General features: G+C 66.9%; 22 protein-coding genes and 1 tRNA gene. 7 read left to right on the plus strand and 16 right to left on the minus strand.

Annotation, left to right across the window (positions count from 1 at the left end; translation table 11 throughout):
- The first annotated feature begins 8 nt into the window (after positions 1 to 8).
- The gene (locus tag B9Y82_RS10490) at positions 9 to 965 is read left to right on the plus strand and encodes an SOS response-associated peptidase family protein (protein WP_100473176.1); all 957 of its coding nucleotides are present in this window, start codon (positions 9 to 11) and stop codon (positions 963 to 965) included.
- A gap of 45 nt (positions 966 to 1,010) precedes the next feature.
- On the opposite strand, the gene B9Y82_RS10495 is transcribed toward B9Y82_RS10490, so the two are convergent.
- A complete protein-coding gene (locus B9Y82_RS10495; RefSeq protein WP_100473177.1) occupies positions 1,011 to 1,208 on the minus strand; it encodes a hypothetical protein in 198 nt (65 codons plus the stop codon).
- A gap of 69 nt (positions 1,209 to 1,277) precedes the next feature.
- Complete coding sequence (locus tag B9Y82_RS10500; protein ID WP_100473178.1) at positions 1,278 to 1,658, minus strand: response regulator; 381 nt, start codon at positions 1,656 to 1,658, stop codon at positions 1,278 to 1,280.
- 133 nt (positions 1,659 to 1,791) lie between these two features.
- Between B9Y82_RS10500 and B9Y82_RS10505 the strand changes: the two genes are divergently transcribed.
- From B9Y82_RS10505 to B9Y82_RS10515, 3 genes are all read left to right on the plus strand, one after another.
- Positions 1,792 to 1,877 (plus strand) — tRNA-Leu (locus B9Y82_RS10505).
- Between the two features lie 70 nt (positions 1,878 to 1,947).
- Complete coding sequence (locus B9Y82_RS10510; RefSeq protein ID WP_100473179.1) at positions 1,948 to 2,490, plus strand: GNAT family N-acetyltransferase; 543 nt, start codon at positions 1,948 to 1,950, stop codon at positions 2,488 to 2,490.
- A gap of 115 nt (positions 2,491 to 2,605) precedes the next feature.
- Entirely contained in the window at positions 2,606 to 4,048 is a 1,443-nt protein-coding gene (locus B9Y82_RS10515) for a GGDEF domain-containing protein (protein WP_100473180.1), read from the plus strand.
- Here the strand turns inward: B9Y82_RS10515 and B9Y82_RS10520 are convergent.
- Positions 4,045 to 5,871, minus strand: coding sequence for a methyl-accepting chemotaxis protein (locus B9Y82_RS10520; protein WP_100473181.1), 1,827 nt, complete (start codon positions 5,869 to 5,871; stop codon positions 4,045 to 4,047). The two genes, B9Y82_RS10515 and B9Y82_RS10520, sit on opposite strands and share 4 nt — an antisense overlap.
- Before the next feature lie 551 nt (positions 5,872 to 6,422).
- On the opposite strand from B9Y82_RS10520, the gene B9Y82_RS10530 reads away from it, so the two are divergent.
- Both B9Y82_RS10530 and B9Y82_RS10535 read left to right on the plus strand, forming a co-directional pair.
- Positions 6,423 to 7,511: a DUF5694 domain-containing protein gene (locus tag B9Y82_RS10530; protein WP_100473182.1), complete on the plus strand. Its 1,089-nt coding sequence runs from the start codon at positions 6,423 to 6,425 to the stop codon at positions 7,509 to 7,511.
- Between the two features lie 62 nt (positions 7,512 to 7,573).
- A complete protein-coding gene (locus B9Y82_RS10535; RefSeq protein WP_100473183.1) occupies positions 7,574 to 7,864 on the plus strand; it encodes a putative quinol monooxygenase in 291 nt (96 codons plus the stop codon).
- Position 7,865: 1 nt separating this feature from the next.
- Here B9Y82_RS10535 and B9Y82_RS10540 read toward each other — a convergent pair whose 3' ends face one another.
- The 10 genes from B9Y82_RS10540 to B9Y82_RS10585 form a co-directional block, all read right to left on the minus strand.
- Positions 7,866 to 8,105 (minus strand): hypothetical protein, encoded by a 240-nt coding sequence (locus tag B9Y82_RS10540; protein WP_238381588.1) that lies wholly within the window; start codon positions 8,103 to 8,105, stop codon positions 7,866 to 7,868.
- A gap of 166 nt (positions 8,106 to 8,271) precedes the next feature.
- The gene (locus B9Y82_RS10545) at positions 8,272 to 10,455 is read right to left on the minus strand and encodes a PAS domain-containing protein (RefSeq protein WP_100473185.1); all 2,184 of its coding nucleotides are present in this window, start codon (positions 10,453 to 10,455) and stop codon (positions 8,272 to 8,274) included.
- Between the two features lie 207 nt (positions 10,456 to 10,662).
- On the minus strand, positions 10,663 to 13,050 hold the full coding sequence (locus B9Y82_RS10550; protein WP_100473186.1) for a Tex family protein: 2,388 nt from the start codon (positions 13,048 to 13,050) through the stop codon (positions 10,663 to 10,665).
- A 207-nt stretch (positions 13,051 to 13,257) separates the two neighbouring features.
- Positions 13,258 to 13,473, minus strand: a complete 216-nt coding sequence (locus tag B9Y82_RS10555) for a hypothetical protein (protein WP_006452005.1) — start codon at positions 13,471 to 13,473, stop codon at positions 13,258 to 13,260.
- A 762-nt stretch (positions 13,474 to 14,235) separates the two neighbouring features.
- Positions 14,236 to 14,688 carry a hypothetical protein gene (locus tag B9Y82_RS10560; protein ID WP_100473187.1) on the minus strand — a complete coding sequence of 151 codons (453 nt, stop codon included), beginning with the start codon at positions 14,686 to 14,688 and terminating at the stop codon, positions 14,236 to 14,238.
- A complete protein-coding gene (locus B9Y82_RS10565) occupies positions 14,685 to 14,882 on the minus strand; it encodes a PspC domain-containing protein (RefSeq protein ID WP_202908150.1) in 198 nt (65 codons plus the stop codon). Before B9Y82_RS10565 ends, B9Y82_RS10560 begins: the two co-directional genes overlap by 4 nt.
- A 73-nt stretch (positions 14,883 to 14,955) precedes the next feature.
- On the minus strand, positions 14,956 to 15,330 hold the full coding sequence (locus B9Y82_RS10570) for a YfeK family protein (protein WP_100475212.1): 375 nt from the start codon (positions 15,328 to 15,330) through the stop codon (positions 14,956 to 14,958).
- 52 nt (positions 15,331 to 15,382) lie between these two features.
- A complete protein-coding gene (phaC, locus tag B9Y82_RS10575; RefSeq protein WP_100473189.1) occupies positions 15,383 to 16,450 on the minus strand; it encodes a class III poly(R)-hydroxyalkanoic acid synthase subunit PhaC in 1,068 nt (355 codons plus the stop codon).
- Positions 16,447 to 17,535: a class III poly(R)-hydroxyalkanoic acid synthase subunit PhaE gene (gene phaE / locus B9Y82_RS10580; protein WP_100473190.1), complete on the minus strand. Its 1,089-nt coding sequence runs from the start codon at positions 17,533 to 17,535 to the stop codon at positions 16,447 to 16,449. The genes phaC and phaE overlap by 4 nt, the downstream gene beginning before the upstream one ends.
- A 22-nt stretch (positions 17,536 to 17,557) precedes the next feature.
- A complete protein-coding gene (locus tag B9Y82_RS10585; RefSeq protein WP_100473191.1) occupies positions 17,558 to 18,172 on the minus strand; it encodes a CDP-alcohol phosphatidyltransferase family protein in 615 nt (204 codons plus the stop codon).
- Between the two features lie 347 nt (positions 18,173 to 18,519).
- Between B9Y82_RS10585 and B9Y82_RS10590 the strand changes: the two genes are divergently transcribed.
- Positions 18,520 to 19,170, plus strand: a complete 651-nt coding sequence (locus B9Y82_RS10590; RefSeq protein WP_100473192.1) for a class I SAM-dependent methyltransferase — start codon at positions 18,520 to 18,522, stop codon at positions 19,168 to 19,170.
- Positions 19,171 to 19,234: 64 nt separating this feature from the next.
- Here the strand turns inward: B9Y82_RS10590 and B9Y82_RS10595 are convergent, their stop codons facing one another.
- The 3 genes from B9Y82_RS10595 to B9Y82_RS10605 form a co-directional block, all read right to left on the minus strand.
- Entirely contained in the window at positions 19,235 to 20,599 is a 1,365-nt protein-coding gene (locus tag B9Y82_RS10595) for an MATE family efflux transporter (protein WP_100473193.1), read from the minus strand.
- A 118-nt stretch (positions 20,600 to 20,717) separates the two neighbouring features.
- Positions 20,718 to 21,332: a DUF2239 family protein gene (locus B9Y82_RS10600; protein ID WP_100473194.1), complete on the minus strand. Its 615-nt coding sequence runs from the start codon at positions 21,330 to 21,332 to the stop codon at positions 20,718 to 20,720.
- 142 nt (positions 21,333 to 21,474) lie between these two features.
- A complete protein-coding gene (locus tag B9Y82_RS10605) occupies positions 21,475 to 21,963 on the minus strand; it encodes an NUDIX hydrolase (RefSeq protein WP_075677609.1) in 489 nt (162 codons plus the stop codon).
- Positions 21,964 to 21,995: the final 32 nt, after the last annotated feature.

Genomic DNA, 21,995 nt, shown 5'->3' on the forward strand with positions numbered 1-21,995 from the left:
ACAGTCCCATGTGCTATTCCGCCCTTATCCGCGCTGACTACGCCAAGCTGGTACGCGAGTTCGGCGCCATCCTGTCGCTGGAAGAGTTCGCCGAACTGTACGCACACGATCCGGGCAAGAAGCGGCCGAAGACCCCGAAGGCGATGGATGACGGATTCGCCGGCGCGCGTACCGAACAGGGACGGGACATCGTGACGAAGATCCAGCAATGGCATGCGCAGGAGCGGCAGGCACTGGAGGCCGAACTGGCCCGGCAACGCGAACGACGCGATATCGCCCATGCCACGCTGGCCACCCGGCCCACGCAGAAGGCACGCCATGACCTGCGCGTGGCCGGCAACCGCATCGAGCGCGCGCAGGCCCGACTGGAGGACCTGCATCGGGTGCAGTTGCTGCCGCGCGACAACCGCATCTTCCCTGGCACCTACGCGCCGGTGATGGTCAGCGAGAACGGCCAGCGCGTGATCAAGCCGATGCGCTACCAGTGCCGGCTGCCGGACAAGCCGGCGCGCAACGACGTGCTGTACCCCGGCACCTACAATGCGCGGCGCGACAGCCTGGAGGGTTACTGGCGGGGTGCGTTCGGACTGCGCCACGGCGTGGTAGTGGTGCAGGCGTTCTACGAGCACGTGCCACGCCACGCCATCGCCGGCCGCACCCTCGGTGCCGACGAAAAGGAACAGGACGTGGTGCTCGAATTCCGTCCCGATCCGCCCCGCGACCTGCTGCTGGCGTGCCTCTGGGCGGAATGGGAAGGACCGGAAGGCCGCCTGCTGTCGTTTGCCACGATCACCGACGCACCTTCCAGCGACGTCGCCGCGGCCGGGCATGACCGCGGCGTGGTACCGATCCGCAGGGAACACCTCGACGCCTGGCTCAATCCCGACCCGGATGACCTGGCACGCCAGTACCAGATCCTCGATGACCGCGAGGAGATCCGTTACGTGTACGAGGAAGCGGGCTGAGCGCCAGGCGCAATTGAAAAACCCCGCCTGGGCGGGGTTCCTGGTTCAGGGGTTGCCGCCGCACATCGCCTCTTCGCAGAAGGCCTGTTCCTGCAGGCATTGCTCAACTTCACCGCCGCGCGCGATGCAGCTCTTGTAGAGCTGGAAACAGGGCTGGCCGCACCATGTGGCAGACGCCGTACCACCGAAGACCGCCATCGAAAGGACACCCGCAGCAACCATGCGCTTGATCCACTTCTGCATGCCACTCTCCTTGTAGGCCTGAGCATTCAGGCCCCAGCAGCATACCCCCGCCGGTGCACGGCGAGCGGCTCAGGCCTGGACGCTGGAGCGGCCAACCGCACGCGCCAGCGCCCGCGACAGATCGGCTGACAGGTACGGCTTGACCAGCAACAGACCCTCCAACATCGGCGCCGGCAGCTGCTCGGCCAGCATTCCGGTGGCCAGCACGAACGGAATGCCACGTGCCGAAAGCGCTGCGGCCACCGGCTCACTGGTCTCGTTGCGGGCCAGCCGGTAGTCCAGCAGGGCCACGTCCGGGGTGCTCTGCTCGAGCAGCTGCAGGGCTTCGGACACGCTCGCTGCGAGCCCGACCACGGTCGCACCGGCATGCACCAGCTGCATCTGCAGCAGGGCCGCACTCATTTCGTCGTTCTCGACCACCAGCACCCTCAGGTCCTGCAACACTGTCATCAGCTACCCCCTCCTGGAGGCAATTGCACACTGGGAGTATAGCTACCAAGGAGCCAATGCCGACAGGAACCGCCCTGATAGGCCCTCCTACTATGCATCTCCCGCCGACCTCGGTTACACTCGCACGCTGCCTGCCGGTGTGGCGGAATGGTATACGCAGCTGACTCAAAATCAGCCGGGGGTAACCCCATGAAGGTTCGAGTCCTTTCACCGGCACCACTGCATCAAAGGCCAGGTCCCCGACCTGGCCTTTTGCATTTTCAGGGCCGGGGCGCCGACACTGGCGACGATGCCAACGCCCGCCCTGCCCACGCTCCCTGCAACCCTGCCCGCACGGTTGCGTCCACTGCACGTGGATGATGCTGCCGCCTGGTCCCGCTATCTCTCGCTGCCGGGCGTGACCGGGCACACCAGCTGGGGCGACGTTTCCGAAATGGCACTGCGACGCCAGATCGCCAGTTACCTGCCCACGGCAACGGACCAGCGCTGGGCGCTGGTGAACGCCGACGACCAGCTGATCGGCACCGTTGGCCTGAACGGAATCGACCTGTCGCATGGCCGCGGCGAACTCGCCTATGATCTCGATCCGCGCTGGCAGGGTCAGGGACTGGCCACGCACGCAGCACGCGCGGTGCTCGAATGGGGCCGTGCCGCACACGCCCTGGTCCGTATCCAGGCGACCGTCTTGGACAGCAACGCCCGCTCGATCGCCGTGCTGGAACGCCTCGGCATGCAGCGCGAAGGCCTGCTGCGCGCTTACCGGCGGGTTCGGGTACAGCCCCGTGACTTCTGGATGTATGCCCAGGTGGAAGGCTCTGAGTCACCTCGATGACACACAACTGCGATCTACGGCAAGGTTTAAAATAGACGTAGCTCACACTTTTCTTGCCAGCCTCACCTACTTCTGCCTATCGTGATCCCAGCCGGAGCTGGGGGCGGGGGAATGCATGACGTTGCGTGCGGCACTGTTTTTCCTGGTCACGCACGCGCTCGTCATTACCTTTGTCGGCCCGCAGGACCCGATCGGCTCCTACCTGATGCTGATCACCGCCCCACTGCTGGCCGCACTGGCCTGCGTGCGGCGTGCACGTGACAGCCATCAGGCGGCCTGCAAATGGCGGACGCTGGGCGCTGCGGTCGGCTTGTTCTCGCTGGCCCTGCTGGCCCTGCTGTACCGCAATGTGACCGGCCTCGATCCTGCGCAGATGACCGTACCTTCACTGGTCCTGTACGTGTTCTACCGGATTCCCCTGACCTACGTGGCCGCCAGCCCAGGCGGTGGCAACCGCTACATCCGCGCGGTGGACCTGCTGATCATCGGGTTGCTGTGGCTGTTGTACTACGGACACACGCGGGCGATGGCGCACTTCAATACCGCCCTGTGGACGCAGTGCCTGAACACCATGAGCAGCGTGCAGAACAGCCTGGTGTTCTGCTTCGCACTGATCCGCTTCCTGGCCGAGGACAATGCCGACCGCCGTGACTTCTTCCGCACGTTGACGATCTACGCGCTGGGCTACTTCCTGTTGGCGTTCTACATCAGTACCTGGCAGCCGCAGGTACCCGATGGTGGCTGGGGGGACCTGCTGATCAGCGGGCTGTTCGTGCTGTTGGCCGTGCTGGCCGGCAGCCTGCACCGCCCACCAGCAGTGGCTGTGCCGCGCAACCTTCGCCGCATCATCGATGCCAGCGCGCCACTGATGCTGCCGTTGCTGCTGATGATGGTGGCGCTGCTGGTCGCACGCCTGCAGCCGACCCTGGCCTCGGTCGGTTTCATCGGTGCCCTGCTCGGCTACGCGCTACGCAGCGTGCTGACCCAAGCCCAGATCCAGCGCGAGCGCGACGAACTGGCGCTGCTGGCCCGGCGCGATCCGCTGACCGGCCTGGGCAACCGCCGCAACTTCGATGAATCGCTCGTCAGCGCGCGCGGTCGCGCTCGCCGCCAGGGCATGGGGCTGGCGGTGCTGATGATCGACATCGACCACTTCAAGCGACTCAATGACACCTACGGGCACCCGGAAGGTGATCGCCGCCTGCAGGCGGTCGCCGCGATCCTCGAGGGCTGCCTGCAACGCGGTGATGACCTGCTGGCCCGCTATGGCGGCGAGGAATTCATCGCTGCCCTGCCCACGCCCGACGCAGCCCACGCCCTGGACCTGGGCGAGCGCCTGCGCGCCGCCGTGGAAGCCGCCGCGCTGCCCGCCGCCGAGGCTTACGTGACCATCAGCATCGGCGTGGCCTGGCAGGCCGCACATGAGCAGGCCGACCCGCGCGGCCTGGTCGACCGCGCCGACCAGGCCCTGTACCGCGCCAAGCATGCCGGCCGCAACTGCGTGCAGGCTGCCTCGGGCCTCGAGACCGGGAAACAGCCCTCCGACCGCTTGGCCTAGACCGCGCGCAGCACCGCCGCACCATGCATGTGCCCAGCCCCGCCCTGCACGCGGAAGCTGGCCACGGTCTGCAGCAGCTGCGCCGACTGTTCTTCCATGCTGCGCGCCGCGGCGGAGGCTTCCTCTACCAGCGCGGCGTTCTGCTGCGTGCCCTGGTCGATCAGGTCGACGGCATGGTTCATCTGCTGGATGTCGTCGCTCTGCTGCTGTGCTGCCGTGCTGATCTCGGACATCAGGTCACTGACCCGGCGCACGTTGACCACGATCTCGTCCATGGTACGGCCGGCGCTCTCAACCTGCGCCGTGCCGGCGCCCACATTGGCAACCGATGCATCGATCAGCTGCTTGATCTCCTTGGCTGCGCTGGCCGAACGCTGCGACAGTTCGCGGATCTCGGTAGCAACCACGGCGAAGCCACGCCCGTGTTCACCTGCTCGCGCCGCCTCCACCGCCGCGTTCAACGCAAGGATGTTGGTCTGGAAGGCGATGCCGTCGATCACGCCGATGATGTCGACGATGCGCCGCGAGGACGCGTTGATCACCGCCATGGTCTCGACCACTTCGTGCACCACGTTGCCGCCGCGCGCGGCGACATCAGCGGCGCCTCCGGCCAGCTGGCTGGCCTGCCGTGCGTTGGTCGCGGTGCGCTGCACGGTCTCGGCCAGGCCCTTCATCGACACCGCGGTCTCCTCCAGCGACACTGCCTGCTGCTCGGTGCGCTGCGACAGATCGCTGTTGCCCTGCGCGATCTCGGTTGCACCGACCGCGATGGTGTCGGCGGCGAACTTGATCTGGCCGATGATCGCGGCCATCGCCTCGACCAGCGAATTCACGCCTTCGCACAGCTCGGCGATCGGCCCGCGCTTGTCGGCGGTGGCCACGCGCTGGGTCAGATCACCCTGCTTGGCGGCAGCCACCACCTCGCGGGTCTGCGCCACGGCCCGCTGCATGGCCTGGTTCTCATGCACCTGCGCGGTGATGTCGGTGGCGTACTTGACGACCTTGAACGGCTTTCCGTTGAGGTCCAGGATCGGGTTGTAGGACGCTTGGATCCAGACCTCGCGCCCGCCCTTGCCAAGGCGCCGGTACTGGCCGGCATCGTATTCGCCACGGCCGAGCTTTTCCCAGAACTGCCGATACTCGATGCTGCCGCGATGCTCGGGCTCGACAAACAACGAATGGTGCTGCCCGCGCACTTCGTCCAGGCTGTAACCCGTGGCGACCAGGAAATTGTCGTTGGCCGACAGGATGCGGCCATCCATGCTGAACTCGATCACGGCCTGCGACTTGTCGATGGCAGCCAGCTGGCCGGCCGAGTCGGCCGCCTGCAGCTTCTGCGCGGTGATGTCAGTGGCGAACTTGACTACCTTGTACGGACGCCCCTGACGGTCCAGCACCGGGTTGTACGAGGCCTGGATCCAGATCTCGCGCTGGTTCTTGCCGAAACGCCGGTACTGGCCAGCGTCATATTCGCCACGTCCCAGCCGCGCCCAGAAGTCACGGTATTCGGCGCTGCGCGCCTGCTCGGGATCGACGAACAGGGAATGGTGCTTTCCCTGGATATCCTCCAGCCGGTAGCCCATCGCCTGCAGGAAGTTGTCGTTGGCCTGCAGGATGGTGCCATCGAGGGCGAACTCGATGACTGCCTGCACGCGATGCAGCGCCGCGACCTGGGCTTCAAGTTCGGCGCGGTCGGTTGCCATCGACTCGGTGCCGGTCCGCTGCTGCGGGGCAAGGGCACCCAGCAGCGCGCGCCACGGCGACCAACGGGTATGCAGCTCGGCCGGCGCCTGCGCGTCCGCCGTGAAGCCTGGAATGAGCATTGTCTGATCCTCGGTGTCCGGTAAGCGGTTGCGATCCGACGGGCGGGATGCCCGGCGGCAACTTCGGTTGCTTGGGACTGCAGGTGCCCGCAGGCACCCCTCGAGCAGCTGGCAAGAACGTCTGGTGCGGGTCCGATCAGCATTGGGGAGCGGCGGAACACACTGCGCAGACCGCCCATCGGGGCAGTCTGGGGTCCTGCGGCGGGTGGCTGGAGCGGGATCCAGAGGGAGTATCGGCGATGCGGTCGGCCGCTTTAGCGGGATTCCGCGACGTCCGTCGCAACTCCGTACATTGCAGACGGAATGCGGTCGACGATTGCCGTGTACTTCACGTTCCGCTCATGTGCCACAACCTGCCCACCAAGGGACTCAGGCCCTCCTCCGCCACCGGGTAGCGGAATGCAGCAATGCCTGAGCACTGAATACAGCATCGCTCAGCAGAAGGATGCAGCTCAAGGCAGAAAGGTTTACATGACCAATGCGGGATTTCCCAGCAGAAAAAAGCGAACAGCATGAAGGTCCCGCAGGACGCTCATCGACATGGAGATCGCATGTTCCCTCGCATTGCCACCCTTCTCTTCCTGGCCATGTGCAGCAACAGCGCGCTGGCCACCGACACGGCCTATCGACCGGCCTTCCACCCAGACCGGTTGAAGGGCCCCCCAGCCGGGCGCCCGAACGAAGTGCTGGTACTGGGCACCACCCATTTGTCCGGCCTTCCCACGTCCTTCCAGCCGGCCTCGCTTGAGCCATTGCTGCAGCGACTGGTCGCCTGGAAACCCGAGCTGATCGCTACCGAAGACCTGTCCGGCCTCCAGTGCGATTTCATGCGCCGTTATCCGGCCCGCTATGCGGAGAGCGTGGCCACCTACTGCTTCGACACCACCGCTGCGCAGGTTGCGACGGGACTGGACGTGCCTGCGGCGAACACCCAGGCCGAGCGCCTGCTCGCAACCTGGCCGAACAACCCGACGCCCGCACAACGTCGTCGGCTCGCCGCGCTGTTCCTGGCAGCAGGCGAACGCGGCTCAGCGCAGGTGCAGTGGCTGCGCCTGCCTGCGTCCGAGCGCAAGGACGGTGATGGATTGGCTCCGGCGCTGGTCGAGATCCTCGACAAGGGCCTGGTTCGCCGCAATGAAACCCATCTGATCGCCGCCGAAGTCGCCGCCCGCCTCGGGCATGAGCGCCTGTGGGCCGTGGACGACCACACGGCCGATTCCCCCACACCCGCCGAGGATGAAGCGGCGGCGAGCGCGGCCATCACCGGTGCCTGGAACAACGCCCATACCCAGGCACGCAAGGACGCGGATAAACGCTTGTTGGCCGATCTGGACAAGCCCGGGGGTGTCATGGCGCTGTACAGGGCGTACAACAGTCCCACGGTAGCGATGACCGCTTACCAGAGCGATTTCGGCGCGACGCTCGTCGAGCCCTCGCCAAAAGCCTTCGGCAGGATGTATGTGGGCTACTGGGAAACGCGCAACCTGCGCATGGTCGCCAACATCCGCGATGTGCTGGGCCTGCATCCGGGCCGCCGCATGCTGGCCATCGTCGGCGTCTCGCACAAGGGCTACTACGAGGCTTACCTCAACCAGATGCACGATGTGCGTCTGGTGAATTCGGACAATGTATTGCGTTGACGGTGAAGTGCCGGCCGGGCGCCGGCACTATCATCGGATGCCTCCCCTGCACGGACTAGCACATGCTGAAGGTGATCGCCGAAGACTTCATTTACCCCGAAGCCCTGGACCGCGTCCTGCCGCTGTACCGGGAACTGGTCGCCTGCACGCAGCGCGAGCCACTGTGCATCAGCTATGAGCTGTTCGTTGACGAGAAGGATCCTGGGCACTTCGTCTTCATCGAGCTGTGGCCCGACCACGGCGCCCTCGACGCCCACTGCGCCAGCGAGCACTTCCAGCGTCTGGTGCCGCAGATCAATGCCTTCCAACGCGCGCCCTGCCGGTTCGTACTGATGAAGCCCGCTGCGCTGTAGATCATCCAGCGGTGGGCTGGCGCGGCGGCCGGCGGGAACGCCACAGCACCGCGCTTGCTGCCAACGTGCAGGCCAGCGTCAGCACCAGCAACGTCACCGCGCCGCCCTGCAGCACTGGCAGCAACGCCTTCGCATGCAAGTCGTCGCGCAGTTGTTCCAGGCGCAGCCAGCTGGCCAGCGCCAGGCACCAGCCAACCATGGCGGGCGCATAGGCGGCAACGACGTTTCGATTCCAGGCCATCATCGTCAGATCTCTTGTCCGGGGGAGGGGCGATTGTTCCGCCCTGCCCTCTCACGGACTGAGACGGGCCGGAGTGCCCCGCCGGGCATGGGCCGATGTCACCGCTCCGATCCACCGCCCAGTGCCCCCATCGGCACCGCGCTGGCTCCCGGTGGTGCGGACCGGTTCAGCCCGGTTCGCCGTCGTCACCCGGACATTCGGACAGCTCGCCCTGTACCTGCACGTTGTTGCGGCCCATCGCCTTGGCCCGGTAGCACTGGGCATCAGCCGCAGCCACCGCCTGGTCCACGCTCATGCCGCTGGCCAACGGCGCGATACCAATGCTGGCACCGACCCGCAGCCGGTCCTGGTCCCACGGAATCGACAGGGAGGCCAGCGTGTGCAGCAGTTCACCACCGATACGGGCCGCACGACGTGGCGTACAACCGGACAGGATCACCGCGAATTCGTCCCCCCCCAGCCGCGCCACCACGTCCGAATCGCGCACGCCATGGCGCAGCACGCTGGCCACCGCCCATAGCACGGCATCGCCGGCCAGATGGCCCCAGGTATCGTTGACCGGCTTGAAGCGGTCCAGATCGATGTACATCAGCGAGGCTGCCTGGCCGGTGCGCTCGACGCGGGTGATCGCCTGCTGCAGGTGCACCTCGAAGCCGCGGCGGTTGCTCAGCTCGGTCAACGGATCGATCTCGGCCAGGTGCCGGGCTTCGCGCTGGCGCGCGCGCTGCTGGGTGTCGTCGCGCAGCACCCAGACTGCACCGCGCACATGGCCTTCATCATCGCGCAGCCAGGCGCGGGTCAGGTCCACCGGTACCGTTGCCGTGCCCAGCCGCAGCAGCAGGTCGGCGTGCAGGTCCACCGCATTGCTCTCCGGGTCCAGCAGCACTGACACATCCAATACCGAACCGGGCGCGTACTCGGTGGTCAACGCCAGCACGTCCTGCACCTTGTGTCCGGCCAGCGACAACGCGCCATCCCCGGCCAGGGTACGCACGGCGGCCGCGTTGGCGTAGTCGATGCGGCCATCAAGGCTGACGCTGAGCACCAGGTCAGCCACCGCATCCAGGGTGATGCGGCTGCGTTGTTCACTCTCGAACAGGCGCTGCTCGCTGCTGCGCTGGGCGGTGATGTCCTGGATCTGCGACACGAAATGCAGCGGTTCGCCATGCTCGTTGCGCACCAGCGACACCGACAGCCGGGCCCATATGATGCGGCCGTCGCGGTCGAGATAGCGCTTTTCCAGGTGGTAATGGCTGCGCCGTCCGTCCAGCAGGTCCCGCACCAGGGCCAGGTCGGCCTGCAGGTCATCGGGATGGGTCAGGCGCTGGAAATCGACCTGCAGCAGCTCTTCGCGCGGGTAACCCAGGATCCGGCACAGTGCGTCGTTGACATCCAGCCAGCGCCCCTCCAGCGAGACCAGGGCCATGCCCAGCGCGGCAGACGTGAACGCCCCGGCGAACTTCTCCGCCGAAAGCCGCGCCTCCGCGCGCGCCTGCAGGATTTCGGTAATGTCGATGGCCATGCCGACATAGCCGATGCGCGCGCCTTCGGCGCCATCCATGCGGCTGATCGACAGGCGCACCTGCCGTGGCTGGCCGTCCTTGCGCAGCAACATCCACTGCCGCGAATAGGTCTGTCCGTCGGCGCGTGCACTGAGCGCTTCGAACACGTCAGGAAGATTGCCATGGACATCGGCCAGCGGTCGCATCCATGCCTTCAGCTCATCCGGATCGTGGAAGGCATCGAGCCGCCGTTGGCCGACCACCTCCGCCGCGCTGTAGCCCAGCAGACGCTCCGCCCCCGTGTTGAACAAGGTGATGGTGCCATCGGTATCGGTGGCGATCACCGCTACCTCGTCGGACGCATCGACCACGGCCTGCAGGCGTTGCCGGGTCTCGGCCGCGTCCTGCCTCGCCTGCTGCAGCTCGGTGACATCGGCATGCGCGCCGGCCATCCACAACGGCTTGCCCTGCCTGTCCCACTCGAAGACCCGCCCGCGGTCCTGGATCCAGATCCACTGGCCGTTCTTGTGGCGCATGCGCAGCAGGCAGGCGTAGTTGTCGCTGCGTCCTTCGAAATGCTCATCCAGCGCCGCATCGGACAGCGCGATGTCATCGGGATGCACCAGCTTCAGGAACGTCTTCTGGCAGATCGGTTCCAGCTCTTCCAGGCGGTAACCGACAATCTCGGCCCAGCGCGCATTGACCCGCATCTCGCCGGTCTGCACGTTCCACTCCCAGGTTCCCGCAGCGGTACCGTCGATGATCATCGCCAAGCGGCGACGCTCTTCCGCCAACTCCTGCAGGCGGCGCTCCAGCAGTCCATTGCCGTGGGTGCCCTGGCCCGGCATCAATCCGGTCCCCTGCCGGCACGGGCAGGCGCCGGCCGCAGCGGAGCGCTGCGGCCTGCAACGATGACGGCGGGTCGTGCTGGCGTCATGGCCCTCCCCAGCGACAGCGGGGAGGCCAAACGCCCCCCTCAGGCGCAAGTGTGCGCAATCACGGGGAAAACCGACAAGTCCCCCGCCACGAATCAAGCGTGACGGGGGGCACGATCCTCAGCTGCGCTTGGCCCGTGCAAAGGCCTCGGCCAGGGCATTGTTGGCCGGCGGCGCAGACTGGGCCGGACGGCCGCCAGCGCCCTGGCCGCGGTTCGGACCACGGTTCTGGCCGCCAGCGTCACGGCGCGGTCCTTGGCCCTGGCCGCGCTCATCACGCTGGCCCGGGCGGCTGGTGGCCTGGCCCGGGGTATCGTCCAGGCGCCGGGTCAGGGCGATGCGCTTGCGCGCCACATCCACCTCCAGCACCTTCACCTTGACGATGTCACCGGCCTTGACCACGTCGCGCGGGTCCTTCACGAAGGTATCGGAAAGCGCCGAAATGTGGATCAGGCCGTCCTGGTGCACGCCGATATCGACAAAGGCACCAAACGCAGCCACGTTGCTGACCACACCTTCCAGCACCATGCCCTCGCGCAGGTCCTTGATGTCCTCCACGCCCTCGGCGAAACGCGCCGCCTTGAACTCCGGGCGCGGGTCGCGGCCCGGCTTCTCCAGTTCCTTCAGGATGTCGCGCACGGTCGGCACGCCGAAGGTGGCATCGGTGAACTGCTCGGCCTTCAGGCCACGCAGGAAGCTGCCATCACCGATCAGTGCCTTGATCGGGCGCGAGGTGCTGGCGACGATGCGTTCAACCACCGGATAGGCTTCCGGGTGCACCGCCGAGGCGTCCAGCGGCTGGTCACCATCGGCGATACGCAGGAAGCCGGCGCACTGCTCGAAGGTCTTTTCGCCCAGGCGCGCGACCTTCAACAGGTCCTTGCGACGCTTGAACGGGCCGTTGTCGTCGCGATGGCGCACGATGTTCTCGGCCACCGTGGCCGACAGGCCGGACACCCGCGACAGCAGCGCAGCCGACGCGGTGTTCACGTATACGCCGACCGCGTTCACGCAGTCCTCCACGCGCGCATCCAGCGCCCGTGCCAGGCGGTACTGGTCCACGTCGTGCTGGTACTGGCCAACGCCGATCGCCTTGGGCTCGATCTTCACCAGTTCGGCCAACGGATCCTGCAGGCGGCGTGCAATCGACACCGCGCCACGCAGCGACACGTCCAGGTCCGGGAACTCCTTGGCCGCGAACTCGGACGCCGAGTACACCGACGCACCGGCCTCGCTGACCACCACCTTCTGCAGCTTCGGATTGGCGGCGGCCTTGATCGCTTCGCCGGCCAGCTTGTCGGTTTCGCGGCTGGCGGTGCCGTTACCGATCGCGATCAGTTCCACGTTGTGCTTGGCGCACAGCTGCTTGATCGTCTGCAGCGACTGCTCCCACTGCCGGCGCGGTTCGTGCGGATAGATCGTGTCGGTGGCGACCAGCTTGCCAGTGGCGTCAACCACAGCAATCTTGCAGCCAGTACGGATGCCCGGATCCAGGCCGAGTACGGTCTTCGCGCCGGCCGGCGCGGCCAGCAGCAGGTCCTTCAGGTTGTCGCCGAACACCGCAATGGCCTCGGCTTCGGCCTTCTCGCGGGCCTGGTTGAACAGGTCCAGCAGCAGATGGGTATGCAGCTTGGCGCGCCAGGTCAGGCGGCAGGCATCCAGCAGCCAGCGGTCAGCGGCACGACCGTGGTCGGCGATGCCGGCCTTGCGCGCCACGCGCCCTTCGGCGTACTGGTGGCCGGCCTCGGCATCGCTGCCCGGGTCCAGCTCCAGGAACAGGATCTCCTCGCGGCGCGCACGGAACAGTGCCAGCAACCGGTGCGACGGAATCTTTGCCAGCGCCTCTGCATGCTCGAAATAATCGCGGTACTTGGCACCTTCGGCTTCCTTGCCCTCCGCCACGCGCGCGCGGATCACGCCAGTCTCGCCCAGCCAGGTGCGCAGCTCACCGACCAGCGCGGCATCTTCGCCCCAGCGCTCCATCAGGATTGCGCGCGCTCCCTCCAGCGCGGCCTTGGTGTCGGCCACACCCTTGTCGGCATCGACGAAACCGGCGGCGAAGATCTGCGGGTCCTGCGTCGGATCGGCCAGCAAGCCGTCGGCCAGCGGCTCCAGGCCCGCCTCACGGGCGATCTGGGCGCGGGTGCGGCGCTTGGGCTTGTACGGCAGGTACAGGTCTTCCAGCCGGCTCTTGGTATCGGCCGCCAGGATGTCGTTGCGCAGTTCGTCGCTGAGCTTGCCCTGCTCGCCAATGCTGGCCAGCACTGCCGCGCGGCGGTCTTCCAGTTCGCGCAGGTAGGTCAGGCGCACTTCCAGGTTGCGCAGCTGGGTGTCGTCCAGGCCTCCGGTCACTTCCTTGCGGTAGCGCGCGATGAACGGAACGCTGGCGCCCTCGTCGAGCAGGCCGACGGCGGCGCGTACCTGGGCGGTCTGGGCACCGATCTCGTCGGCGATGGTCTGGGCGATCTGCTGGGCGAGCGCGCTCTGGGCGTTCTTGGCGTCGTGCATTGCTTCAGGTCTGTGCCGCATTACGGGAAGACCCCATTCTGGCAATCCACGACGGAGCCGGACAAGGCATTGACAGGGGACGAGGTTCAGCGGCCAGGCCGGATTGGACGCCGGCATCCTGGCGAAGAGAGGGCTCGGACTGGCCCTGGGCTGGGATGCCGGCGCGGGCGCACGATGGTGGGCGCGCCCTGCCGCGTGTTGCGAAGGTCAGCGGTAGTGGCGGGCGGCGCGCTGCATGACGATGTCGTCGCGCATGCTTTCCAGGGCCATCAGGCGGACCTTGCCGACACCCTGCAGTTCCATGAACCGCTCCGTGTAGAACTCCGGCCCCAGCGCGGTGTCAGCGCGGGATTTGCTGAAGCCGTAGGGCACCACGCCCTTCTCGCCATCCTTGCTACCACCGACATAAAGAACGATTGCCATGTGATGTATTCCTCCAAATTGCTACTGCGTACTGCACTCGATGAGCGATGCTGCGAGCTCATCGGGGGGAGAGCTTACCGCGTCGAACCTGACTGGAACGTCACGAAGGCTAATGACGATCGGTTGCATGCAGATGACTGCGGGATCGCAGCAGAATGCTTACGGATCTTTAACCTCCGTCTAACGAACCCGCAGGGGATTCCCGCCGGCGGCGCTGCCCCTCGTGGGTGGTTTGGTTGGTCGCGGAAAGCCGGGTTCCTGTGGGCTGGCCGGCAGGGTGGGTAGGCCGGGGACGCCGTGAACCCATCCCTGGGGGCTTGGCCGCGGCATCCATGCCGCGGACACCCCGCCCTACCCACCCTCCCGGCCGCTGACAGATTTCGGTGGCCTGCCACCCACGGAGAAGAAAAAAGAAGATCAAAAGCAAAGGCAGCCTGGCTGACCGCTTTTTTTGTAGAGCCGAGCCCAAGCTCGGCTGCTTTCAGGCCAGTCCGCGAAACCGACCGCAGGCTCGGCTCTACACGAGCAAGCGCAGCGCGCGACCCGCTTTTGCCGTTCTTTTTCTTCTCTGTGGCTGGACGCGCACGGAAACTGTCAGAGGTCGGGCGGGATGGGTTCGCGGGACCGTTGGCGCCATGGATGGCGCCATCGAGCCCCCAGGGACGGGTTCACGGCGTGTCCCGCGAACCCATCCCGCCCGGCCCAATCGCATGAAACGCATTCCGCGGCCACGCCACGAGGGGCTGCGCCGTTGGCTGGAAACTACGGCCACCAGCCACGCCCGAACCGGGCGAAATGATCCGCCGCGCGCTCGAACGGATTGCGCGCACTCACTCCGCCACACAGCAGGTACACCGGCAGGTACAGTGGCCCCAGCACCATGTACTGGTACACGTGCGCGCGCTCGTGGTCGTCCAGCCGGATCAACGGTTCCACGCCCCACCCCGCCTGATGCGCATAGGTGCGGCAGGAAATGCCAAGATCGTGGCCGGTATGCAGGATCACATTGCCCAGTGTTATCGCCCCACCCGGCCCCCACGGCCAGCGGTCGAACACCAGCGCACAATCCCGCCCACTCCATCGCAGCGTCGCGCCGCCGAGCATGCCGGCCAAGCCGCCGATCACGCCGATCAGTGTGTTGGGCAGCGTCCATGCTGCGCCCAGCGTCTGCAGCGCGCGCAGCCAGAGCCGCCAGGGTCGAGCGGCGGTGTTCAATCCGCCTCGTTCGGAATCAGCAGCCACAGGATCAGGTAGACCAGAATGCCGGGGAAGGCGGCCGAGGCCAGCGACAGCAGCACGTAGACCACCCGCAGGAGGGTGACGTTCCAGCCGAAGCGATGGGCAATGCCGCCCATCACGCCGGCGATCATGCGGTCGTTCAATGAACGCGACAGCGTCTTGGGCGTCATGTTCATGGCGGTGCCTCCTCGGCTTGCGGGCAGAATCAGTCGAGCACGCCGCGACTCTACACCGCCCCCATGTCTACGGCGTGCGGTGACGCAGTGCCTGCAGGCGGGCACCGAACCAGGCCGCTGCGGTCTGTTCAGGCTGCCCCGGGCACTGGATGCGGTAAGGCTTGCCGCTCATGCTGCTCTGGCTGGCGGCGCGCTCGATGAACTGCTCGGCGCTGTCCACCATGTCCTTCTTCAGCAGGTAGTCGTACTTGCGCTGCAGATGCGCGCGCGCATCGCCGCCTTCATACCAGCTGCCATTGCGCTGGAACCGGCACTGGGAGCCGTCCAGGCTGGAGATCAGCTGGGCGATCTCCCGCCGTGCATCCGCACTGGGCGCGGCGTGGGCCACAGGCGCTGCCAACAGCAGTGCGGCAAGCAGCTTCGAAATCCTTTGCGACATCATCATTCTCCATGCAGTCGAGCATGGCTCGACGCTACAGAAATCGAAGCGGGCTTCACGCGTCACGCGCCTTCAGCCAGTCATTGATCGTCGCCGGCACTTCCCGCTGGGCACGACCAGACACATAGATACCAATATGCCCGCCACGGAAACTGGACTCGGTGTAGTCCTCGGTGCCCAGGCGCCCGCGCATCGCGCGCGAGGCATCCGGCGGCACCAGATGGTCCTGCTCGGCGTAGATGTTCAGCACCGGCAGCGTCACCTGCGACAGATCCACAGCTTCCTCGCCGATCCGCACCGTGCCGTTCACCAACCCGTTGCCTTGGTAGAACTGCTTGATGAAGTCACGGAACGCCTCGCCCGCCAGGTCCGGCGAATCGAAGATCCACTTCTCCATCCGCAGGAAATCCTCCAGCGCCGCCTTGTCATCGAGGATGTCGAGCAGGCCCACGTACTTCTGCACGTTCAGGCGGAATGGCTTGAGCATCAGGTAGCTGGCATTCATCAGGTCAGCCGGGATGTTGCCCAGCGTGTCGACCAGCAGGTCCACGTCCACCTGCCGCGCCCAGTGCGAGAGCATGTTGTCGGCGGTCTGGAAATCGACCGGGGTGACCATGGTGATCAGCTTGCCCAGCTTCTGCCGGCGCAGTGCGGCGTAGCACAGGGCAAACACCCCCCCCTGGCAGATGCCAAGCAGGTCGACCAGGCCGCCACTGCGCGCGCGCAGCGCGTCCACTGCGCCATCGATGTAACGCAGCAGGTAGTCCTCCAGGGTCTGGAAGCGTTCGGAACGGTCCGGGTAACCCCAGTCCAGCACGTAGACATCCTGGCCCAGCGCCAGCAGCTTCTGCACCAGCGAACGGTCGGCCTGCAGGTCGACCATATACGGCCGGTTGACCAGTGCGTAGACGATCAGCAGCGGCGTGCGCCGGGCCGGTGCCTGCTCGCCGACGAAGCGGTACAACACGACCTTGCCGTCGCGCCAGACTTCCTCGCGGGCGGTCACGCCATAGTCCACGTCTTCCACCTGCGGCAGCAGCTTCAGCCCTTCCATCAGCTTGCGCTGCATGGCCAGGGTTTCCTGCATCAGGTCATCGGCGTTGAAGCCCAGCGGCCCCTTCATCGGTCACGCGCCCGAGTGGAAGTGCGAGGCGCGGCCTTCTTCGCAGACGCTTTTTTCGCAGGTGTCTTCTTCGTTGCGGCCTGTTTTGCAGGCTTTGCCGGCGCCGTCTTCTTCGTGGCCCTGCGCGCGGCCGGCTTCACCTTCGCCGGTGCGGGCTGTGCCACCGGATCGACTTTGCCCGTACCGGCCATGGCCACCACCTGCGCCTGCAGGCGGCGCAGGCTGCGCTCCAGCTCGGCGATGCGGCGGTGTGCGGCGTCCATCTCGCTGCGGGTCGGCAGGCCGATCCGTTCACTCATCTGTTCCACCTCGCGCTGCAGGCCGGCGCGCAGGCGCATCTGCGCGTTGCCCAGCGAGGCATACACCTGCTGGAACGGCTCGGACATGGCGACCTTGGCGTAAGCCTCCTCGGCTGCTTCGATCCACAGGTCGAACATCGCGCGGGCGCTGGTCAACTGGCTGCCCGGCTGCTCGTGCTCGGCCAGGCGTTGCTCGAACAGCGCGAAGGCCTCGTCCAGCGCCTGCTTGATCTGATCGACGTACGCGCGCGAATGCTGCTGGTATTCCTCCTGCGCACGCAGCAGGGCCTGCCAGCGCGCCTGGTGCTCGCGGCCGGGGCCGAATGCCGGGCTCTGCAACCACGGGCCGGCCTGCAGCTGGAACTGCTGCAGCCAAGCCGCGAATTCCGGTACCGCGGCGCCGGCGTGGGTGCTGCCGCGGGCGCCCTGCAGCATCCATTGCAGCATGCCGTCACCCTGCCCCTGCACCGCCTCACGCCACGCCTGGGCCACCTCGGCACTGCTGGCGTCGCGGCCGGCAAACCGTGCAGCGACTTCCTGCATGGTGCCGTACCAGCTGCCCGCCTGTTCGCGGAACCGGCGCACGGCATCTTCCGGCGCGCCCGGCCCCTGTTCGGGCAGCAGCTGGCCCCACCAGTCGAACAGCCGTTTCCAGCTGCCCGGGTCATCGCCAGCCGGCGCACCGGGCGTGTTCGCATGGCGCAGGGCATCGCCCCAAGCGCCGAAGTACTGCCGGGCCAGGGTTTCGAAATCGCTGCTGCCGGCATCGTGGGCCGAGCTGGTCATCGCAGGCCTCCGCAGGGCTGGCTCATGGCTTGGGGATACGCAGGGTCTTGCTGATCATCAGCGACCCGGACAGGGCGAACAACAACACCATCGGATGCAGCTGCCACGGGCCGATCTGCCACTGGCCAAACCAGATGTTCTGGCCGATGGCATCGGTGCCGGCGGCGATCGCCAGCACGATCACCAGCACCAGGCTGGTCGGGATCGGGGTGCCCTCGAAATACTTGACCTTGCCCTCGTCGCCGGCCAGCGCCTCGGCGGTGACGTTGTAGCGCGCCAGGCGGCTGACACCACAGCAGACGAAGTAGCTCAGCACCAGCCAATCCCAGCCGCCCTGCATGCCACAAGCGTACGCCAGCGCTGCCGGCGCCACGCCGAAGGAGATCACGTCGGACAGCGAGTCGAGCTCGCGGCCCAGGGTGGAGCTGGACTTGCGCCAGCGCGCGATGTGCCCGTCCAGGGCGTCGAAGATGAAGGCCAGCGGGATCAGCGCCATGCCGAACAGCAGGTACCCGCGCTCGCCGTCCTGCAGGAAGCGCATCGCGGCGAACACCGCACCGGTGCCGCAGAAAGCATTGGCCAGGGTGAACCAGTCGGCCAGCTGGAATTCGCGCAGCATCGAGAAGTGACGTTTCATGGGGTCTCACGGAGCATCAAGGCCCACAGATTACCGCGAGCGCCGCCGCTGGCGACAGCGCCGACAGGATCCACCCTTCACCGCTCCCTCACCCATCCTCACCGGCGGTGAATTTTTCGCCACCCATCTTGACAGCCTAGGGGGGTGGCGCCTGTCGCGGCTTATCCACAAAGTTGCCCACGCGTAATCCACACCCCCTGTGGACAACCAGATCTCACCGACTGCGACGGTGGACATTTCCTCATCACCCTTCCGCGGGGTTTCCCTACTTCCCAAGCCGCAGAGTCGGCGCTATGGTCACCGGCGGGCCCGCCGCCGCCACGTCCGAAACCCACCGACGGACGACGATGACGATGCTGGATGCCTCCTCCCTGGCCGCGCAGCTGCGGCAGCCCCACGGCGACGCCGCACTGGCGGTGGCCGATTCAATGAATCGCAGCAACGGCGCGCTCAACCGCGCGGCGATCAGCCTGCTGGCGGTGTCGGCTGGCGAACGCATCCTGGAGATCGGTCCGGGCAACGCCGCCTTCGCACCCGAGCTTCTGCAGGCCGCCGACAGCCAGTATCTGGGGATCGAACTGTCCTTTGCCATGGTCGAGGCCGGCAATCAGCGCCTGGCCGCCGGCGGGCTGGCCGACCGTGCCGCGATGCGCCATGGCGATGCCCACCTCCTGCCAGTCAGCGATGCCTCGATGGATGCGGCGCTGGCAGTCAATACCCTGTACTTCTGGCCGAACCTGGCACCGGTGCTGGACGAACTGGCGCGGGTACTGCACCGGGGCGGCCGCCTGTGCCTGGCCTTCGGCGATGCTGCCTTCATGCGCAGCCTGCCGTTCGCTGCCGACTTCCAGCTGCATGAGCTGGACGCGGTGGAGCTGGCCCTGCGGGTATCCGGCTTCCGCGTCTCGGCTTGGCGCAGCCACCGCGAAACCGCGAGCGGCAATGACGGCCAGACCCGCGAAAAACACTTTCACCTGCTGCTGGCACAGCGGCGCTGAAGTGGTAGAGCCGGCCGCTGGCCGGCTGCCCCGACCGTTCCGGGTTGCCGGCCAGCGGCCGGCATTACCCGCCTTGCACCCGTCGCCGCCAACGCGCGAAACAGAACACCTGCATCACCAGCATCGCCAGCAACCCCAGCGGCCACGCCCACCACACGCCCGCCAGCCCATGCCGCGCCTGCAAGCACATCGCCAGCGGCAGCTCCAGCAGCAGTACTGCCGCCATGCCCAGCAACGCGGGCAGCAAAACCGTTCCGCTGCCACGCATCACCCCGACCAGCACGGTGCTGCCTCCCATCGCCAGCACGCCCCACGCCACTGTGCGCAACTGCAGCGTGGCCAGTTCGCGCGCTTCGGTCGCCACCAGGATCAGCCCAGTCAGCCAGGGTGCCAGCGCCATCACCAGCAGCACCACCGCGCTCAGTATCGCCAGTCCAAGCAGCACGCCGGTGCGGGCGATGGAGAACAGCCGTTCCGTACGCCCCGCGCCCATCGCATGCGCCGCGAGGATGGTGGCGGTGATCCCCAGTGACATCGCCGGCAGCTGCACCCAGCTCATCAACTGGTTGACCGCACCGTAGGCGGCCGTGGCCGTGTATCCGTAGCGGTTGATCCAGCCCAGCAACACGATCTCGGCAATGGCCAGGCTGAGCATCTGCAACGAAGACGGCACGCCAATGCGGAGCATCGCGCGGATGATCGCGCCATCGAAACGGATGGCGCGCAGCAGGTCACGGCCCGGCGCCAACGGATGTCCCAGCCGTTCCCAACGCCACAGCAACCAGACCAGTGCCAGCAGCGACGCGAACGCCGCGGATACGGCCGCACTGGCCGAACCCAGCTGCGGCGCGCCCGCCCCGCCCAGGATCAGCAGCGGCGTGCACAGCAGGCCGACCGCCGTGGCCAGCAGCAGCGCATGCAACGGCGACGTCGCATCGCCCACTGCACGGCTCACGGCGGTGGCCAGCCATAGCAGGAAGAACGCGGGGGCCGCCAACAGCAGCACGCGTGCATAGACAATGGACTCACTGAGGACCGCTGCCGGCGTGCCCAGCGCCGCCAGCAGCTGTGGCGCGAAACCGCCGCCCAGGGCCATCACCAGCACCGATAACAGCAGGATCAGCGCCACCGCGCTGCCAGCCACCGCGCGTGCCTGCTGCGGGCGGCCCGCACCCCAGGCTTGGCCGATCAACACCATTGCGCCCGTGGCCAGGCCCATCACCAGGGCCAGCAACAGGAAGAAGACCGGGAAGAACGCGGCGGCTGCAGCCACCGCCTGTGTGCCAAGCAGGTGGCCAAGATAGATGTTGTCCAGCGTGCCTGCGGCCAGCTGCAGCGCATTGGTCAGCAGCATCGGCAGCAGCAGCGTCAGGTAAGCGCGCCACAGCGGGGGTGCCGCCGGGGATATCGGATGTACGGCGGGGCTCATGGGATTCTCTGGGCAAGGCGCCGCCCTGCCCGGCGTTTCCGCCAGCAAAGCAAGCACAGGGGAAGCGGGCCGCGGCCCGCAATCAGATGACGCCGTCGCTCAGCAACGGCGCGATGGCTCAGCCGCCAGCGTCTTCGAAGGCCAGGCGCAGGGCGTGCTCACGCACGTCCAAGGGCCAGGAATGCAGTGCCGCCTCCAGGCCCGCGCGATCGTGCGCGAACAGCACGCGGATGGCCTCCTCGAAGCCCGGCAGGTCACCGGCGATGGCCTGCAGGAAGTGATAGGCACGCTCGCTATGACGGCGCTGCCGGTCCTCGTCAGCACCGGCACGGCTGGCCGCTTCCACCAGCCTGCGCAGCACCACCGAGGCCCCACCCGGCTGTTCGGCCAGCCACGCCCAATGGCGCGGCAACAGCGTCACTTCGCGGGCGACCACGCCCAGCTTGGGGCGGCCGCGGCCACGCGGGGTTGCGGGCGCCCCTTCGGCAGTGACATCCGCCTCCGCCTCCACGGCGGGAAGCGACTCGGCCACCCGCGCCAGCAGTTCTGCGTCGCTGCCGCGCGTGTCGAAATCGCGGGTTCGGCCGCTGGCGTTGTCGAACACCAGCAGCGGACCGGTGGCGTTATCGGCACGTAGCTGTTTCAACGCCAGCGCAGCAACTTCCGGGGTACCGGAAGCGACCAGGCGATGGCCGTCGAAACAGCTGAAGGGAGGAAGTCGGGACGCAGGCATGGCAATGGCATCGGAGGCGATGCGGGAATATTGCCCGGGTAATTTGCGAGAGTCAATATTGCCCGGGTATTAACCAGCCAGAAGAGCGTGCCAACCAAGGTTGGCACCCACCCGAAAGGTCGGCATCCACCGATTCGTCGGGTCACAGCCGGCTGTAGGACCAGCTGACCATGCGACCGTCCTTGTACGGCATCACGCCGTGGAACGGGCGCGGGTCGGCGTCGAACACCAGCGGCAGGAAGTTGCGGTCGCCCTCCCACATCGGCAGCGTGTCCAGCTTGTCCAGGTCCACCCACTCCAGCGTGCCCTCGTGGTTGCCGCCATGCGGGGTGCCCTCGAATCCGTCGATGACGAAGACGAAGCCCAGCCAGTCCTCGCCATGCTTGCCGAAGCCCGGCCAGCTGATGGTGCCGCGCAGGTGCATGTCGGTGCAGTGGATGCCGGCCTCCTCGGCGATCTCGCGGCGCATGCTGGCCGCCACGTCCTCGTCCGCTTCGATCTTGCCGCCCAGTCCGTTGTACTTGCCCAGGTGGTGGTCACCAGGGCGGGTATTGCGGTGGATCATCAGCACCTGGCGACGATCAGGCGACAGCACATAGCCCAGGGTGGCGACGATCGGGGTGTACGGCATGGGGCAGCATCCAGCGGCAGGTCAGCCGTGGA

This window comes from Stenotrophomonas maltophilia (assembly GCF_002799155.1).
GTDB lineage: Bacteria > Pseudomonadota > Gammaproteobacteria > Xanthomonadales > Xanthomonadaceae > Stenotrophomonas > Stenotrophomonas maltophilia_R.